20 protein-coding genes are annotated in these 16,577 nt (G+C 69.3%); 14 read left to right on the top strand and 6 right to left on the bottom strand.

Annotated features, from left to right (window positions below):
- Positions 1–32: 32 nt before the first annotated feature.
- Entirely contained in the window at positions 33–677 is a 645-nt protein-coding gene (locus tag BM362_RS11480) for a TetR/AcrR family transcriptional regulator (protein ID WP_093573105.1), read from the bottom strand.
- A 22-nt stretch (positions 678–699) separates the two neighbouring features.
- Between BM362_RS11480 and BM362_RS11475 the strand changes: the two genes are divergently transcribed.
- The 10 genes from BM362_RS11475 to BM362_RS11430 all read left to right on the top strand — a co-directional run bounded on the left by BM362_RS11475 (position 700) and on the right by BM362_RS11430 (position 10,022).
- Positions 700–2,034, top strand: a complete 1,335-nt coding sequence (locus tag BM362_RS11475; protein ID WP_093573104.1) for an MFS transporter — start codon at positions 700–702, stop codon at positions 2,032–2,034.
- Between the two features lie 191 nt (positions 2,035–2,225).
- Positions 2,226–2,912: a rhomboid family intramembrane serine protease gene (locus BM362_RS11470; protein ID WP_369805897.1), complete on the top strand. Its 687-nt coding sequence runs from the start codon at positions 2,226–2,228 to the stop codon at positions 2,910–2,912.
- Entirely contained in the window at positions 2,909–3,709 is an 801-nt protein-coding gene (murI, locus tag BM362_RS11465) for a glutamate racemase (RefSeq protein WP_037815260.1), read from the top strand. The genes BM362_RS11470 and murI overlap by 4 nt, the downstream gene beginning before the upstream one ends.
- 122 nt (positions 3,710–3,831) lie before the next feature.
- Positions 3,832–4,599: an MBL fold metallo-hydrolase gene (locus tag BM362_RS11460; protein ID WP_093573103.1), complete on the top strand. Its 768-nt coding sequence runs from the start codon at positions 3,832–3,834 to the stop codon at positions 4,597–4,599.
- A 38-nt stretch (positions 4,600–4,637) separates the two neighbouring features.
- Positions 4,638–5,414 carry a ribonuclease PH gene (rph, locus tag BM362_RS11455; protein ID WP_067580269.1) on the top strand — a complete coding sequence of 259 codons (777 nt, stop codon included), beginning with the start codon at positions 4,638–4,640 and terminating at the stop codon, positions 5,412–5,414.
- Positions 5,411–6,019, top strand: coding sequence for an RdgB/HAM1 family non-canonical purine NTP pyrophosphatase (gene rdgB, locus BM362_RS11450; RefSeq protein ID WP_093573102.1), 609 nt, complete (start codon positions 5,411–5,413; stop codon positions 6,017–6,019). The genes rph and rdgB overlap by 4 nt, the downstream gene beginning before the upstream one ends.
- 66 nt (positions 6,020–6,085) lie before the next feature.
- A complete protein-coding gene (locus tag BM362_RS11445) occupies positions 6,086–6,775 on the top strand; it encodes a response regulator transcription factor (protein WP_067580273.1) in 690 nt (229 codons plus the stop codon).
- Positions 6,765–8,510, top strand: coding sequence for a sensor histidine kinase (locus BM362_RS11440; protein ID WP_067580275.1), 1,746 nt, complete (start codon positions 6,765–6,767; stop codon positions 8,508–8,510). The genes BM362_RS11445 and BM362_RS11440 overlap by 11 nt, the downstream gene beginning before the upstream one ends.
- 33 nt (positions 8,511–8,543) lie before the next feature.
- Positions 8,544–9,377, top strand: a complete 834-nt coding sequence (locus tag BM362_RS11435) for a helix-turn-helix domain-containing protein (protein ID WP_093573101.1) — start codon at positions 8,544–8,546, stop codon at positions 9,375–9,377.
- Positions 9,378–9,443: 66 nt separating this feature from the next.
- Positions 9,444–10,022, top strand: a complete 579-nt coding sequence (locus BM362_RS11430) for a dihydrofolate reductase family protein (RefSeq protein ID WP_093573100.1) — start codon at positions 9,444–9,446, stop codon at positions 10,020–10,022.
- Positions 10,023–10,072: 50 nt separating this feature from the next.
- On the opposite strand, the gene bcp is transcribed toward BM362_RS11430, so the two are convergent.
- The 4 genes from bcp to BM362_RS11410 all read right to left on the bottom strand — a co-directional run bounded on the left by bcp (position 10,073) and on the right by BM362_RS11410 (position 12,388).
- Positions 10,073–10,549 (bottom strand): thioredoxin-dependent thiol peroxidase, encoded by a 477-nt coding sequence (gene bcp / locus BM362_RS11425; RefSeq protein WP_067580279.1) that lies wholly within the window; start codon positions 10,547–10,549, stop codon positions 10,073–10,075.
- A gap of 15 nt (positions 10,550–10,564) precedes the next feature.
- Positions 10,565–11,104 (bottom strand): hypothetical protein, encoded by a 540-nt coding sequence (locus tag BM362_RS11420; protein ID WP_093573099.1) that lies wholly within the window; start codon positions 11,102–11,104, stop codon positions 10,565–10,567.
- Between the two features lie 197 nt (positions 11,105–11,301).
- A complete protein-coding gene (locus BM362_RS11415) occupies positions 11,302–11,484 on the bottom strand; it encodes a hypothetical protein (protein ID WP_037358542.1) in 183 nt (60 codons plus the stop codon).
- Between the two features lie 31 nt (positions 11,485–11,515).
- Complete coding sequence (locus BM362_RS11410; RefSeq protein ID WP_093573098.1) at positions 11,516–12,388, bottom strand: LysR family transcriptional regulator; 873 nt, start codon at positions 12,386–12,388, stop codon at positions 11,516–11,518.
- A 116-nt stretch (positions 12,389–12,504) separates the two neighbouring features.
- Here BM362_RS11410 and BM362_RS11405 point away from each other — a divergent pair, with 116 nt between their 5' ends.
- Positions 12,505–13,404, top strand: a complete 900-nt coding sequence (locus BM362_RS11405) for an MBL fold metallo-hydrolase (RefSeq protein ID WP_093573097.1) — start codon at positions 12,505–12,507, stop codon at positions 13,402–13,404.
- Here BM362_RS11405 and BM362_RS11400 read toward each other — a convergent pair.
- Positions 13,391–13,990 carry a TetR/AcrR family transcriptional regulator gene (locus tag BM362_RS11400; protein ID WP_067580287.1) on the bottom strand — a complete coding sequence of 200 codons (600 nt, stop codon included), beginning with the start codon at positions 13,988–13,990 and terminating at the stop codon, positions 13,391–13,393. The genes BM362_RS11405 and BM362_RS11400 overlap by 14 nt on opposite strands.
- Positions 13,991–14,065: 75 nt before the next feature.
- Between BM362_RS11400 and BM362_RS11395 the strand changes: the two genes are divergently transcribed.
- From BM362_RS11395 to BM362_RS11385, 3 genes are read left to right on the top strand one after another with little or no spacing between them, the layout of a single operon-like run.
- Positions 14,066–15,130: an FAD-dependent oxidoreductase gene (locus BM362_RS11395; RefSeq protein ID WP_093573096.1), complete on the top strand. Its 1,065-nt coding sequence runs from the start codon at positions 14,066–14,068 to the stop codon at positions 15,128–15,130.
- Between the two features lie 47 nt (positions 15,131–15,177).
- Positions 15,178–15,987 carry a metalloregulator ArsR/SmtB family transcription factor gene (locus BM362_RS11390; protein ID WP_093573095.1) on the top strand — a complete coding sequence of 270 codons (810 nt, stop codon included), beginning with the start codon at positions 15,178–15,180 and terminating at the stop codon, positions 15,985–15,987.
- Entirely contained in the window at positions 15,984–16,574 is a 591-nt protein-coding gene (locus BM362_RS11385) for a dihydrofolate reductase family protein (RefSeq protein WP_093573094.1), read from the top strand. The genes BM362_RS11390 and BM362_RS11385 overlap by 4 nt, the downstream gene beginning before the upstream one ends.
- Positions 16,575–16,577 lie beyond the last annotated feature (3 nt).

The following is a 16,577-nucleotide window of genomic DNA, read 5'->3' as shown; positions in this document are numbered from 1 at the left end:
CCTGTGGGAATCTGATTCCCACAGGGTTCCCCTCACGGCAGCAATCCGGTGACGAGTGCGCGCACGCCCCGTTCGTAGTCGGCTTGTGCGGTAAGGGTTTCCCAGCGCGGCCCGACCTGGGCGAGCGTCGGGAATTCCGTCGCGTCCAGTTCCGCGAAAACTCGCTGACGGTAAGTGTCGCCGCCCTGATCGCGTCGTCGCGCGGCGGCCGCGCGTGAGCTGATCTCGCCGAGCGTGTAGTGCCACACCGCTCGGTAGACCTCCACCGCCGCCTCGATCGGCAGCCCGGCTTTTCCCGCCGCCGCAACGATTTTCTCCGGGTACCACAGCCCTCCGACCGACAGCAGGTCGTCAGAGCGCAGTACCTCCACGATCCACGGGCAGTTCGCCAGCCCGTCCCGCATCGCGCTCGCGACAGCCACGATCCGCTCCGCCGGTTCCTCGGGGAGGTTCTCCGGCCGAGGCATTTCGCGGCGCGCGTAGTCGTCAAGCAGCAGAAGAAGCAGGCCCTCTTTGTCGCGCACGTGGTGATACAGCGCCATCGCCGTGCTGCCGACCTCCCGGGCGAGGCGGCGCATGGTCAACGCGTCGACGCCGTCGGAGTCGATGACCCGGTGAGCTGCGGCCACGATATCGGCCTTGGAGATCTTCGGCGGTCGGCCGGTGCGCGCTGGCATGCCGCCATGCTACTTTTTATACATGTATAAAAACTACTGGGGGACGGTCGCCGCGCTGGCGTTCGCGGTGGCGGTCGGGACTTTGCAGATGACCGTGGTGGTGCCGTTGCTGCCGCGGCTGCAGCTCAAGCTGGGGGTGCCGCTGAGTTCGGTGTCGTGGGCGCTGACCGCCGGGCTGCTGGCGGGCGCGGTCGCGATTCCGCTGGTCGCGCAGCTGGGCGATCTCTACGGCAGGCGCACGATGTCGCTGGTCGTGCTCGCGTCGCTGGTCGGAGGATCGGTGCTGGGGGCGGTGGCGGATTCGCTGCCGCTGCTGGTCGTCGGCCGGATCCTGCAAGGGGCGGCCGCGCCGGTGCTGCCGCTGGCGATCGGCCAGGTCAGGAACGTTCTGCCGGCGCGCTCGCTGCCGACCGCGATCGGCGTGCTGAGCGCGACGATCGGCGCGGGCAGCGGCGGCGGGATGATTCTCGCCGGGCTCGCCGGCGGCGATCACCAGCTGGTCTTCTGGGTGCTGGCGGCGCTCGGCGTGGTGGCGTTCGCACTGGTCGCCGCGGTCCGGGAGGACCGGACGGCCGAGGTCCGGAGCGGTTCGCCGGATCTGCTGGGCGCGGTGCTGGTGTCGGGGTGGCTGATCTGCCTGCTGCTGGCGATCAGCAAGGGCGCCGAATGGGGCTGGGCGACTGTCGGGCTCCTGGTCGCGGCCGTGGTGCTGGCGGCGGTGTGGATCGCGACGGCGCGGCGCACGAAGACGCCGTTGATTGAGATTCCGATGCTGCTGCACCGAAAAACGATCGGCGCGACGGTGGCGTCGTTCCTGCTCGGCTTCGCGTTGTTCGCCACGATCATGACGCTTTCCGCGTACGCGCAGGGTGTGCTCGGCGCGTCGGTGTTGCAGGTGGGGCTTTATCTCCTGCCGACGACGGTCTTGATGCTGGTGGTTTCGGTGCTGGCCGGTGCGTTGATGCGCCGGTTCAGCGCGCCCGCACTGGTCGCGGGCGGTTCGGCGGTGGTGCTGGTGGCCGCGTTGTGGCTGACGACGCTGCCGGGGGACGGGCTTGGGCTCTATGCCGTCGCGGCGGTGCTGGGGCTGGGCATCGGGCTCGGTTACGCCGCCTTGGGGACGATGGCGGTCGAGCACGTCGAGCCCGCGAAGACGGCCGCGGCAGGCGGGATCAACGCGCTGGTCCGGGTGGTGGGCAGCAGCCTCGCCGGCGCGGTCGGCGCGGTGGTGCTGCCGGCGGGCGGCCCGGGATGGAGTTTCGCGGTGGCGGCGGTGGCCGCGTTGCTTTCCGCCTTGTTCGCCGCTGCCTACGGAAACTTGCTCCGGAAACCCGCCACGGCCCGGCTGCCCTCCTGACGGCCCCCCGCACGACCTCGCCGCCGCACTTCCGTGGGCGAGGTCGTGCGGGCCACCTTCAGGGAATCTGATTCCCTCAGGGCCCCCTCACGACCCGCTGCCGAGCACCGGAGGTCGTGAGGGGGGCGGCGGAGCGAAGTTCAGGGATTTCTCCCGAGGCCGCCCGCCCGCCCGCGACGTAGCCTGAGGACGTGAGCACACTGCCTCCCCTCCCGCCGACGTCGCCGCCGCCCGCCGCTGGCAGCGGCAAGCCGGTCGACGCCGCGAAGCGCATCCTGCCGCCCGATCCCAAGGCCGCGGCGTTCGTCGCGTTGGGGTTCGTGGCCGTGCTGTACCTCGTGGAACTCCTCGACGTGATCCTCCCGGGAGAGTTCACGCACGGCGGGATCCTGTCGCGGGAAGCGTCCAGCCTCGACGGCATCCTCTGGGCGCCGCTGCTGCACGCGGGCTGGTCGCATCTGTTCTCCAACACGGTGCCGGTACTGGTCTTCTCCTTCCTCGCGATGGCGGCGGGCATCGGCCGGTTCGCCGTGGTCACCGCGATCATCTGGCTGGTTTCCGGGCTCGGCGTGTGGCTGGTCGGACCGGCGAACACCTATACCGTGGGCGCGTCCGGGCTCGCCTTCGGCTGGCTCGCGTACCTGCTGGTGCGCGGCCTGTTCCACCGGTCGTTCGCGCAGATCGCGGTCGCCGTCGTGCTGCTCGGCATCTGGAGCGGGATGCTCTGGGGCCTGCTGCCCGGCAACCCCGGCATCTCCTGGCAGGGCCACCTCTTCGGCGCGCTGGCCGGCATCCTCGCCGCGTGGCTGACCTCACGCGGGGAACGCGTCAAATCCCGGAAGATCGAGCCGACGACCCCGGGTAACCTCGGGATGTGAGTTCTCCAGGCGCGCCCATCGGTGTTTTCGATTCCGGCGTCGGCGGGCTCACCGTCGCACGCTCGATTCTCGAACTGCTGCCTGCCGAACAGTTGCGCTACGTCGGCGACACCGCGCGCAACCCGTACGGTCCACTGCCCATCGCCACTGCTCGCGAGTACGCGTTGGCCGCCCTCGACGACATGGTCGAGAGCGGCGTGAAGGCGTTGGTGATCGCGTGCAACACCGCGTCGGCGGCCTGCCTTCGCGACGCGCGCGAACGCTACGACGTACCTGTCATCGAAGTGGTCCTTCCAGCCGCGCGGCGAGCCGCAGTCGCGACGCACAGCGGACGCGTCGGTCTGATTGGCACCGAGGGCACAGTGCGTTCGAGGGCGTACGACGACGCCTTCGCCGCCGCGCCCGACGTACGCCTCACTAGCGTCGCTTGCCCGCGCTTCGTCGACTTCGTGGAGCGCGGCATCACGACCGGCCGACAGATCCTCGGTCTGGCACAGGGTTATCTGCAGCCGTTGCTCGAAGCCGAAGTCGACACACTCATCCTCGGCTGCACGCACTATCCGCTGTTGTCCGGCGTGCTGCAGATCGTGATGGGACAGGACGTCACGCTCGTTTCCAGCGCCGACGAAACCGCCAAGGACCTCTACCGCGTGCTGACTGAACTCGACCTGCTCGCCGAACGCGACGAGCCGCCGAAACACGAGTTCCTCGCCACCGGTTCGCCGGAGCCGTTCGCCCGCTTGGCGCAGCGGTTCATGGGCTTCGCGCCGGGTGCGCTGGACCCGGTGAGCGCGTGACGCCGCGGCACCGCTGAGCACAGGTGCCAATTCGACCAAAAGCAGGCCGACGCTGAAGCGGTACGTAACCGTTGCAGCGAAGTCATGAGGCCGTGACTGTGGCCGGATTATAGGCTGACGGGGTGCGACTGACGATCCTCGGGTGTTCGGGCAGCATCCCCGGGCCGAACGCAGCCGCGTCCGGGTACCTCCTGGAGGCGGAGGGCTACCGGCTCGGTCTTGAGCTGGGCTCGGGCGCGTTCGCCCAATTGCAGACCGTGCTGGACCCGTTCGACCTGGACGCGCTGCTCCTTTCGCACCTGCACGCCGACCACTGCGCCGACGTCAACTCCCTGACGGTGCTTCGCCGCTACCACCCCGCGCCGCCGTACCCCGCGCGGCCGAAACGGTTGCCGCTGTACGCACCAGCAGACGCGCCTTCGCGCCTCGCGCACGCGTACGCGGCCGACGCGGCTGAGCGAGCCGCTGTGGATCTGTCGGACGTCTACGAGTTCCATGAGTTGCGCGAAGAGATGATTGAGATCGGTCCCTTCGACGTGACCGCTGTTGCTGTGTACCACCCGACGCCTGCATTCGGCCTACGCATCGCGTACGGCGGCGCCATCCTCGCGTACACCGGCGACACCGGACTGTGCCGCGGCCTCGGCGAACTGGCCGACGGTGTCGATGTTCTGCTTTCCGAAGCGTCCTGGACCGATGCTGCCGACCGTCCGGAAGGCGTGCACCTCTCCGGGAAAGAAGCAGGAGAACTGGCCAAGGAAGCCGGTGTCGGCCGTCTGCTGCTGACTCATGTCGCGCCGTGGACGGACCGGAACGCTGTCCTGGCCGAGGCCAAAGCGGTGTTCCCGGACGCCGAGCTGGTGACGCAGGGCGCGGTCTACGACCTCTGATCGCGAAAGTGTCAGAGGTAGGTCCTAGAGTGCTCCCCGTGGTGAGAAAAGATGGCAGGAACGACGACCAGCTCCGCGAAGTGAAGCTCACCCGCGGGTTCCAGAAGTGGCCTGCCGGGTCGGTGCTCGTCGAGTTCGGCAACACCAGGGTGCTGTGCGCGGCGAGCGTGACCGAGGGCGTGCCGCGCTGGCGTGCCGGGTCCGGTCTCGGCTGGGTGACCGCGGAGTACGCGATGCTCCCGTCCGCGACCAACACCCGCAGCGACCGCGAAGCGGTCAAGGGCCGGATCGGCGGCCGGACGCACGAGATCTCCCGGCTGATCGGCCGCTCCCTGCGCGCGTGCATCGACTTGGCCGCGCTCGGCGAGAACACGATCGTCATCGACTGCGACGTGATCCAGGCGGACGGCGGCACCCGCACCGCCGCGGTCACCGGCGGGTATGTGGCACTGGCGGACGCGATCACCTGGCTGGGCGCGGCGAACCGGCTCAACGACCCGCAGCCGCTGTCGTCCTCGGTGGCCGCGGTGAGCGTCGGCGTCGTGGACGGCCGGGTGCGCCTCGACCTGCCGTATGAGGAGGACTCGCGCGCCGAGGTCGACATGAACGTGGTCGCCACCGACGCCGGGACCCTCATCGAGGTGCAGGGCACCGGTGAAGGAGCCACCTTCGCTCGGTCCACTTTGGACACCATGCTCGACCTGGCGCTGGCCGGCTGCGCGGAACTGACCCGGCTGCAGAACGAAGCGCTGGCGCTGCCGTACCCGGGCGAGCTGCCGGAACCGCGTCCGGACCGGAAGAAGGGCCAGAAGTGACCAAGCTGCTGCTGGCCACCCGGAACGCGAAGAAACTGGGCGAGTTGCGCCGGATCCTGGAGGCGGAAGGCATTCAGGGCATCGAGGTGCTCGGCCTGAACGACGTCGAGGAGTTCCCGGAAGCTCCGGAAACCGCCCCCGACTTCGAGGGCAACGCCGCGGCCAAAGCGCGCGACGCGGTGGCCGCCACCGGGTTGCCCGCCATCGCGGACGATTCGGGCCTGACCGTGGACGCGTTGAACGGCATGCCCGGCGTCCTGTCGGCCCGCTGGTCCGGCAAGCACGGCGACGACGAAGCGAACCTGAACCTGGTGCTGGCGCAGTTGACCGACACCCCGGACGAGCGCCGGGGCGCGGCCTTCGTCTGCGCCGCCGTACTGGCCCTTCCCTCCGGCGAGACCAGCACGGTCCGCGGCGACTGGCGCGGCACGCTGACGCGGGAAAAGCGCGGAACCAACGGTTTCGGCTACGACCCGATCTTCGTGCCGGAAAACGAAACGAAAACCAGCGCGGAACTGGCCCCGGCGGAAAAAGACGCCGTTTCGCACCGTGGAAAGGCATTGCGCGCACTTCTGCCTGCCTTGCGGAAACTGGCCGACGCATAACTGCCGCGCCTGCCCCGGGGCCGCACTGGTGGCTTCGGGGCAGGCCTGCGGCTAGTCTCGGCAAGCATGTGCGCCCATATCGTCCTTGCCGAAGACGATCCCAAACAAGCGGAACTGGTCCGCCGCTACCTGGAACACGAGCAGCACACCGTGCTCGTCGCGCCCACCGGCGAGGCCGCACTGGCGGAAATCCGCACGGCGGAACCCGATCTCCTGATCCTGGACGTCATGCTCCCGGGCATGAACGGCCTGACCGTCTGCCGGACCATCCGGGCCTCGTCCGACCTGCCGATCCTCATGCTCACGGCCCGCTCGACCGAGGACGACCTGCTCCAGGGCCTCGACCTGGGCGCGGACGATTACGTCACCAAGCCCTACAGCCCGCGCGAACTCATGGCGCGGGTCCGGACCCTGCTGCGGAGAACGAACTCGGCCAGCGACGGTCCGATCAAAGTCGGCACCCTGACCGTCGACAAGGAAAGGCACGAGGTCGCGGTAAGCGGAAACCCGGTCGAAACGACTCCGGGAGAATTCCGGATCCTGGAGATCATGGCCGCTCGTCCGGACCAGGTTTTCACCAGGGCGCAACTGCTGGAACATCTGCACGGCTTCGACCGCTACATCACTCAGCGCGCCATTGACGTGCACGTCATGAATCTCCGAAAGAAAATCGAAGCCAATCCCAGAAAACCCGCGAAGCTCCTGACGGTTTACGGCGTTGGCTACAAACTGACCGCGAAGTCCGATGCCCCGTAGCCTTCTCTTCCGCCTCTTCGCGGTAACCGCCGCCATCGCGGTGTGCGCCATCGCCGCCACCGCCTGGCTGGCCTCCCGGACCACTTCCGGTGCCATCGAACGGGAACAAGGCCAGCTCTTCGCCGACGACGGCACGATCTACCAGGCCCTCCTCTCGTACGCGGCGACTCATCCCGCGTGGTCCGGCGCGACCAAGACGATCGACGACTACGCGGAGAAAACCGGCCGCCAAATCGTCCTGACCACCCCGCAGGGGAAGCTGATCGCCAGTTCGGAACAGCACCCGGGCAAACTCCCGCCGCAGCCGTCCGCCGTCATCGACCCGCTGGCGGTCGACACCCGGCTGGGCATCAAATCCACCCCGGACCGCATCGACCCGGACGCGGTCGGCCCCTACCGGCTCCCCGCCGACGAACGCGAAGAGCTCCAGGAAATCGCGGGCAAGGTCCTGTCCTGCACCCAGCGCAGAACCGGCTTGGGCAGCCTGGAAGTCTCCCCGAGCGGCCACCCGAGGGTGATCGCGCCCGCGGGCACCGCCCAATGCGGCACCGCTCTGCTGGAGCGCCCCACCGAGACCGAGCGAGCCGCGTTGAACAAGCTGTCCGGCCTGATCGACGCCTGTCTCGGCCGGAACGACAGCACCGTCCCGGTAGCCAAACTGGGTCTCTTGTGGACCTTCGACGGTCCCGTCGTCCAAGCCACCGACCAGACCATCACCAACTGCGTAACGTCAGCTCGCAAAGAGCAGCTGACCCCCTACGTAGCCCCCGCGGCCTGGCTCTACATCACCGAAAAGGGCACCGACCAGCCACCGACCGGCTTCACCCTCTCCGCGGAAAACCGCACGAAACTGGTCGCCGTCACCGCCGCGATCCTCCTGCTGACGGTCATCGTCACCGCATTGGCGTCGATCCGCCTGATCCGCCCGCTGCGCGCGTTGACCGGCGCGGCCCAGCGCCTGAAGGCAGGCGAGACGGGTGCCCGGGTCCGCGTCAAAGGCAAGGACGAGATCGCCCGCCTGGCCACCGCGTTCAACGAGATGGCGCGGGCGAGGGAAGAGCTGGAGAACGCCCGCAAGGCGATGGTCAGCGACGTCGCGCACGAACTGCGCACTCCGCTTTCCACCATCAGAGGCTGGCTGGAAGCCGCCCAGGACGGCATCAGCCAGCTCGACGACGACCTGGTCGCCTCCCTGCTGGAGGAGGCGGTCCACCTGCAGCACATCGTGGACGACCTGCAAGACCTGGCCCTGGCCGACGCTGGTGCGCTGCGCGTCCACCCCGAACCCGTCGACGCCAACACCCTGCTGGCCCACCTCGCCGCCGCGCATGCCCCGCGCGCCGAATCCGCCGACGTCCGCTTGTCCGTCCCGCCCATGGAAAACCCCGCCATCACCGCGGATCCCGTGCGCTTGCGCCAAGCACTGGACAACCTGGTCTCGAACGCGATCCGCCACACCCCGCCCGGCGGCTCGGTTACCGTCACCGCGAGGCAGGTCGGAAACGACGCAATTTTCGAAGTAACCGACACTGGAACCGGCATCGCTCCCGAAGATCTGCCCCGGGTTTTCGACCGTTTCTGGCGCGCGGATCCCTCCCGCAGCCGAGTGTCCGGCGGCAGCGGTCTAGGCCTGGCAATCGTCCGCAAACTAGCCGAAGCCCACGGCGGCGAAATCACCGCCGCCAGCACTCCCGGGCGCGGCACCACCTTCACCCTGCGCTTCCCCCGTGAGTAGCGCTGGCTGGCGGCTCTAGGCAATGCTGGCTGCGTGGAGTACGTGTCCCAGGCGCCGCGACCGCCGCTGGACGGCCTGATCGACGACCTCTACTACCTGGCGGGCACGCCGCCGTACGCCCGGCTGACGCTGCCGCCGGCACCGTCGGCGTTGCTCATCGTCAATCTCGGGGCACCGTTCCGGATCCGCACCGGTCTCGAGACAGCCGAGTACGCCGACGGCTGCGTGATCACCATGCCGACCCGCGCCTACGAATTCGGCTATCCGCCCGGGACCCGCTCCGTCGGCGTGCACTTCAAACCGTGGGGGCTGGCGCCCTTCCTGCCGATGCCCGCCGCCGAACTGTGCGACCGGCCGGTGACGATTGAACAGGTCTGGGGCCGACCCGCCATCGCCGCACTGCGAGACCGGCTGGCCGCGGCCACCGGACCGCACGAAATGCTGGCACTCCTCGAAGCCGAGCTGATGCGACGGCTGACCGAAACCACGGGGTTGGGCCTGGTCCGCCAGATGAGCAGCATCATCGCGGCCACTCGTGGCGCGGTGGCGATCGGCGGCTTGAGCGAGGCAGCCGGGGTCAGCAGCACCCACCTGGCACAACGGTTCAAAGCACTCGTCGGCGTCACCCCGAAGCGGCTGGCCCGCACGCACCGCTTCACCGCCACCGTGTTCGCGATCGACCCGGCCGGACCGATCGACTGGGGCGACCTCGCCGGTCGCGCGGGCTACTTCGACCAAGCCCACTTCGGCCACGAGTTCCGGGCGTTCACCGGCTTCACGCCGACCCGATACCTCGAAGTCCGGCGGCGGTTCCTGCGCGAACATCCCGGCCACACCCTGGACGGCTGGCCGCTGCCCGCCGATTGATTTCTTACAAGAGCGACCGCGCGCGACCCGCTAGTTTGGGGCCATCCGAAGCAGAGGAGAACCCCCGTGGGCAAGGTCGTCATGTACAGCTCAGTGTCGGCGGACGGCTTCATCGCCGATGAAAACGACCAGCCCGGTCCGCTGTTCGAGTGGCTGACCAGCGGCGACGTCCCGCTGGACGAGAGTGGCGTGCTGAAGGTGTCGCAGGCCTCGTACGACTACACCCGTGCGTACTGGGACCAAATAGGGGTGACCGTCGCGGGCCGCCACGTCTTCGACCTGACCGACGGCTGGGATGGAAAGCCGCCGAGCGGAATCGACCACGTGGTCGTCGTGACCCACCGCCCAGCGCCCGAAGGCTGGGACCCCACGGCGCCGTTCCACTTCGTCGACGGCGTCAAGGCAGCCGTGGCCAAAGCACAAGAGCTGGCAGGCGACCGCATCATGGAGATCGCCGCTGGCGACGTCGGCGGCCAAGCATTAGCCGCGGGCCTGGTTGACGAGGTGCGCATGGACGTGGTGCCGGTGGTCTTCGGATCCGGCAAACGCTACTTCGGCTCAGTCAACGCACAGCACCTCTTGGAGAACCCCGAGGTGGTCCAGGGCGACCGGGTACTGCACCTGCGCTATCCGGTGCGTCGCTGACCGATCGCGCGGAGAGACCAGCCCGGCCTCTCCGCGCTTCGGGAACTCATTCAGGCGGAAATCCCCAGATCCCGGATCAACTTCGCCACATGCCCAGTCGCCCGCACGTTGTAGGCGGCCTTGGCGATCTTCCCGTCCGCGTCCACAATGAACGTGGACCGGATCACCCCCTGCACGATCCTTCCGTAATTCTTCTTCTCCCCGAACGCTCCCCACGCGGACAGCACTTCCTTGTCCACATCGGACAGCAGCGGGAACGTCAGCTTCTCCGCCTCGACGAACTTGGCCAGCTTCTCCGGCTTGTCCGGCGAAATTCCCAGCACCTGATACCCCGCGTCATTCAGTTCCGCGAGACTGTCCCGGAAATCGCAAGCCTGCTTGGTGCACCCCGGCGTGCCCGCGGCCGGGTAGAAGTACACCACCACGGCCTGGCCCCGGAAGTCGCTGAGCGAGACGTTCTTGCCGGTGCTGTCCGGCAGGGTGAATCCGGGCGCTTCGTCGCCCACGGCAAGTCGCTGGTCGGTCATGGGGACGAGAGTAATTCAGGCGTCTCCGCAATAGGTGACGACGGCGGGCTCGCCCGTGCTCGGCCGCACCCGCACCGCCATCCGGGCGCTGCCCGCAGGCACCGCGAAAGCGAGCGTGACCTGCGTAGACCGGCCCGGCATCAGGTCCTTTCCCGCGTCGGAAACGCCGCCAAGCCCCTGCGTGGCGTCCACGACCTGCTTCGCCGGCTTCCCGGCGACCGTCGCGGTGACCGAGAGCCCGGAAACCCGGTACGGGTCGGTGCCGTTGTTCGTGACCTGGATGTAGAACGCCGCCGCGCGGGCACTGCGCGGGTACGCCGCCGGGCTCGGCTGGAAGGACTGCGGAGCCGACAGCGAGACCGTGATCCCGCTGGCGAAGCGGTGGTTGGCGCCGAACTGCAGGTCGCCGGAGGCTTGCTCGGCCGCGGGCTGCGCCGCCGGGTTGCCGACGCCCAGCGCGGCGGAGCCTTCCCGAGCGTTGACGCCGCCACAGGCTGCCACGGAGAACAGCAGGCAGGCGGTCACCAGCAGTTTCGGGGTGCGCGGGGGCGCCATCGCGGGGGTACTCCAGTCGGGGTGGGGCGGTGTGCCGTTCGGCGTAGTTGCCGGGCGGACCCGCTCCACTCTGGCGGCAGTAATGCCGTCACGGTGCGGAAGACGCGGACCTGGTGTACACCCGTGGCCGATCCGTGATCGAAAGAGCACTCCGGGTGACAGTCATCACCCCGATGTCAACAGTCGCAGGTAGGGATTCAGACCGCGAACGCGAACAACAGGATGAACACCGCGACCCCCGCGCCCCAGGCGACCATGAGCCAGCCGAAGTCGCGCACCGGGTCGACCGCGCGGCTTTCCTCGCCGGGGATGTACACGCCGCGGTTTTCGAACCAGTCCGCGCATTTGCGCAGGATCCGCAGCGGATTGCGTTCCGGCACCGCCTGCACCTCCCCGATGTCCGGGCCCAGCCTACGGGTTCGCGGGGGTTTCGCGGCCGTCGCGCCCGGCGATGCGCACGGCGAGTTCGACGAACGAGCGGACCAGCGGCGGCGTCGAGTCCTCGCGCCAGGCGACCACGAGCCGGCTCGGCGGGCAGCCGGCGAGCGGGACCGTCGTGACGCCCTCGGGAAACGAGTGCGCGAGCGGGGCGAGCCCGACGGTTCCGTTCCACAGCACGGCTTGCAGGCATTCGTGCACGGTCCGCACGACCGGGCCGCCGGTGCCGCCGCTCCAGAACTCCCGCCACCGCGGGTCGGTGCCGTCCGGGAACCGGAACCACGCCCGGTCGGCGAGTTCCTCCCGGCGCACCTCGGCGCGTCCGGCCAGCGGATCATCCGCGCGCAGGACGACGCCCATCGGGTCGGAGCGCAGCACGTGCGTGCGGATTCCGGTGGTGTCGAACGGAATCCGGGTCAGCGCGACGTCCACGAGCCCGGCGCGCAGGCCGGTGGCCGGATCGGTGAGATCGGACTCGCGGACGCTGATCCGGACGCCCGGATGCCGTTCGCGGAACTCGCCGGCGAGCCGGATCCCGACCGGTTCCGAGCTGTCGGCGAGGGTGCCGAGCGTGAGCGTTCCCGGCCCGGCGGCCGCGGCGACCCGCGCGCGGGCCTGGTCTGCTCCCGCGAGCAGAGTGCGGGCCTCGTCGTAGAGCGCGGTTCCGGCGGCGGTGAGCGTGACTCCGGACGGGGAACGCTCCAGCAGAATCGCGCCGAGGCCGGTTTCGAGCTGTTTGATCGCGCGGCTCAGCGGCGGCTGGGTCATGTGCAGCCGCGCCGCCGCCCGGCCGAAGTGGCGTTCCTCGGCGACCGCGACGAAGTACCGGAGTGAACGGAGATCCACAACCAGCGACAATACCCGTGCGGTATTGGGAAAAGCGGATCGGTCTTGGACACCGCGCGGGCGCGGCGCTGGACTGGAACCGTCACTGATTCCGTGCTTTCCGAGGAGCCCCGGCGATGGCCGACTACCCGTATCCCGATCCCGTCGTGCAGACCTCCCAGGTGCGCGAACTCGCCCGCGACCTCGTCGTGGTCCCGAACCAGGGCGTGCAGCTGGTGCCGAACGTCGGCGTCATCGGCGGGACGCATTCCGTGCTCGTCGTCGAGACCGGCATGGGACCGCGCAACGCGGAAACCGTGCTGAAGTTCGCCACCGAGTACGCGCGCGGCCGCCGGATTTACTTGACCACCACGCATTTCCACCCCGAGCACGCGTTCGGCGCGCAGACCTTCTCCGGTGCCGCGACCTACCTGGTCAACCGCGCGCAGGCGACCGACCTCGCCGCGAAAGGCCCCGGTTACCTGCAGATGTTCAGCGGTCTGGGGGAGCCGGTCGCGCGGCAGCTCGACGGTGTCGAACTGCCGGCCCCGGACCTCGTCTACGACTCATCGCACGACCTCGACCTCGGCGGTCGCGTCGTGCAGCTGCGCGCCACCGGCCGCGCGCACAGCAAGGGCGACCAGGTCGTCACGGTCCCGGACGCGGGCGTCCTGTTCACCGGCGACCTCGCCGAGACCGGCCAGTTCGCGATCTTCCCGTGGTTCCCGCCGCACGACACCGACGTGTCCGGGATCCGCTGGATCGAGGTCATGCGGAAGCTGTCGCGGCAGCGACCCGAAATCGTCGTGCCCGGCCACGGCGACATCAGCGGTCCGGAACTGCTCGACGACCTGCGCGCCTACCTCGAACTGCTGCGCGACGAGACCTGGCGCCGCCGCGATGCCGCGATGGACGAGGCGACCGTGATCGCGGAGGTGCGGGAGGAGCTGATCAAACGGCATCCGGAGTGGGAAGGCCGCGAGTGGATCGACACCGCGGTGGCGTGCCTGTGCGCGGAGCACGTCAGTCACGCTTGAGCAGCGGCGCGAGCGTCGTCACGATGGCCTGCCGGGTCGCTTCGGCTCGCTGCTCGGGAGGCAGCTCGCCGGTGCGGTCGAGCATGGCCTGCGACGCTCCGCGCACCGCGCCGGCGAACGCGCCGGTCAACGTGCGGGCGGTGAGGTCGTCGAGTTCTTCGGGAAAGGCTTCGGCGAGGATTTCGGCGATCCGGCGCTCGGCGTTGAACTGGATCTGCAGCGCCCGGCCCTGGATGGCGGGCACGGTCTGGAGCAGCCGCATCCGCAACGGGGTCAGCTTGCCGATGATGTCGTTGCTGACCTCGCCGCCGTCGGCGAGGACGCGGACCAGCAGGTCGATCGGCCGGTCGTCCGGGGCGCGGTTCGCGAGAGCCTGGAGCAACGCCTGCACCCGGCTCTCGGCGTCCGGGAACAGCAGTTCTTCCTTGCTGGCGAAGTAGCTGAAGAACGTGCGCGTGCCGATCTCGGCGGCGGCGGCGATGTCAGCGATTGTCGTCTCGTCGTAGCCGTTGCGCTCGAAGAGGTCCATGGCCGCGTCGATCAGGGCCTGGCGCGTGCGGGCGCGCTTGCGTTCACGGAGCGACATGGCGCAAGTATACGGCATCGAGTGCAAACCGGCACTCATTGCAAATCTGCACTGAGTGCGGTTATATTCGGACGCATGACTCGTGACGTGCTCGTGTGCGGTGCCGGGATCGCTGGCTCGACCCTCGCGTTCTGGCTGGCGCGCAACGGTTTCCGGCCGACCGTCGTGGAACGGGCGACTGGGCAGCGCAGCAGCGGCAACCCGGTGGACGTCCGCGCGGGCGCGATGGAGGTGGCCGACGCGATGGGTGTCGTGCCGCGGCTGCGCGAAGTCGCGACGCACGCGAAGCGGCTGCGAGTGCTCAACGCGCGCGGGCGTTCGGTGACCACAGTGCGAATGGCGGTGCGCAAAGAAATCGAGGTCCCGCGAGCCGACCTCGCCTCCGCACTGTACGAATCGGCGCGCGACGACGCGGAGATTCTCTTCGGCGACACCGTCACCGCGTTGCAGCAGGACGACGGCGGGGTCGACGTGACCTTCGAGCACGCTGCTCCGCGCCGGTTTGACCTGGTGATCGGCGCGGACGGGGTGCACTCGGCGGTGCGGCGGCTCGTGTTCGGCGTCGAGGAGAAGTTCGTCCGGCACGCCGGGCTGTATGTCGGGACGGTGTCACTCGGCGAGCCGTCCGGCTATCCGGAGGACGTGGTCCTGCTGAACACCCCCGGCAGGCTCGTGGCGATCCATCCGGTGCGGGGCAATTCCGGGGTCGCGTTCATCTTCCGCGCGCCCGACTCCGGGCAGGGCAAGGAAATCGTGTCCGCCGCCTATCGCGGTCTCGGCTGGCGAGTCCCGGAGTTGCTGGCCCGCTTCGAAGCAGCCGACGACGTGTTCTTCGACGCGGTCGCCGTGGTCGATCCGCCGACGTGGCACCGCGGCCGGGTCGCGCTGGTCGGCGACGCCGCGTCCTGCGTCTCGCTGCTCGGCGACGGTTCCAGTCTCGCGATCGTCGGGGCGCACACCCTCGCCGCGGCGCTTGCGGACGGTGCCCCCGCCGAGGCGTTCGCGCGCTACGAGGCGGCCCATCGAGCGCGCGTGAAGCCCAAGCAGCGCGGGGTTCAGGTGGCGGCTTCGATGCTGGTCCCGCGCACGAAACGGGGCCTGGCGGTCCGCAACCTCGCCGCCCGGCTGCTGCCGAGGTAAGAAGAATTCCTTGACGCGAATATTCGATGTGATGAATACTTTGCGGTATGGACGGGATCGCCTCAGCACTCGCAGACACCACCAGGTGGCAGCTGGTCGAACTGCTCGCGCAGCGGCCGCGATCGGTCGGCGAACTGGTTGAGCTGACTGGGCTGCGGCAGCCGCAGACGACCAAGCACCTGCAGGCCCTTGCCCGCGCCGGCCTGGTCACCATGGCCCCGCTCGGGCAGCGGCGGGTCTACGCGGCCGAAGCGGCTCCGCTGCGGGAGTTCGCGGGCCAGCTCCACAAGTTGGCCGCGACGATCGAGGCGCATGCGGGGGAGCGCGACGTGCTCGACCGTTACCGCGCGGCGATCGAAGCCGAAACCGCGGCTGCGGACGAGGATCGCTGGGCTGACGGCCGCGCGTTCTCCTTCGAGCGCGAGCTGCCGGTGCCGCCGGAAACGGTTTGGCGGCACTGGACGGACGCCGGGCTGCTGGCGTCGTGGTGGGTCCCGCCGTCCCTGACTGTCACCGAGTGTGTCCTCGAACCGGAGCCGGGCGGGCGTGTCGTTCTCGCCTACCGCGACGCCGAAGGCACTTACCGCTCGGAAGGGCAGGTCCGGGCCGCTAGCGAAACCGAGCGGCTCGTGTTCGACCTGTCGGTGCTGGACACGGCCGGAGCCGTCGCGTTCAGCGGCCACTACGACCTCGCCCTCGCCGCCGCCGCGAACGGCGGCACCCGGCTGCGGCTGGGGCTGGAGATCAGTGCGACGACGGCCGGGGCCGTGTCCGCCGTCGCCGGAATCGAAACCGGCTGGGGACAGGTCCTCGACCATCTCACCGAAGTCATCACTCGAAAGGACACCCAGTCATGACCGAGCGTCGGGTCACCGCCAACCTCGCCCTGACCCTCGACGGCCGCTGCCACGGCCCGGAAGGCCCCGGCGACATGAGCGCGATCATCCCGTACATGACCACCGAAACCGCCCGCAACCAGATGAGCCGCATCTGGGCGAACGCGACGACCGCGCTGCTCGGCCGCCGCAGCGCGGAAGGCTTCCTCGGCTTCTGGCCGGCCGTCGCCGCCGACGAAAACGCCGACCCGCGCGACCGCGGCTACGCGAAATGGCTGGTGGACACGGAAAAGGTGGTCCTGTCGAGCACGCTCGCCGAGTCGCCGTGGGAGCGCACGCGCATCGTGAACGCGCCCGCCGCCGAGGTCGTCGCCTCGCTGAAGGCCGACGGCGAGGGCGACATCCTGGTCAACAGCAGCGTCAGCGTGATCAAGGCGCTGCTGGCCGAGGACCTGGTCGACCGGCTGTACCTGACCATCTGCCCGCAGATCGCCGGCGGCGGCCCGCGGCTGTTCGACGACGGCCTTCCGGGTACTAAGTGGACAGTCGCGTACCAGGAGACCGGAGACCTCGGCGAAGTGGCCCTGGTTTACGACCGCGTGCGCTGAGCG

The organism is Amycolatopsis rubida (genome assembly GCF_900115345.1).
Classification (GTDB): domain Bacteria; phylum Actinomycetota; class Actinomycetes; order Mycobacteriales; family Pseudonocardiaceae; genus Amycolatopsis; species Amycolatopsis rubida.
This window is presented reverse-complemented; position numbering and strand designations above follow the sequence as displayed.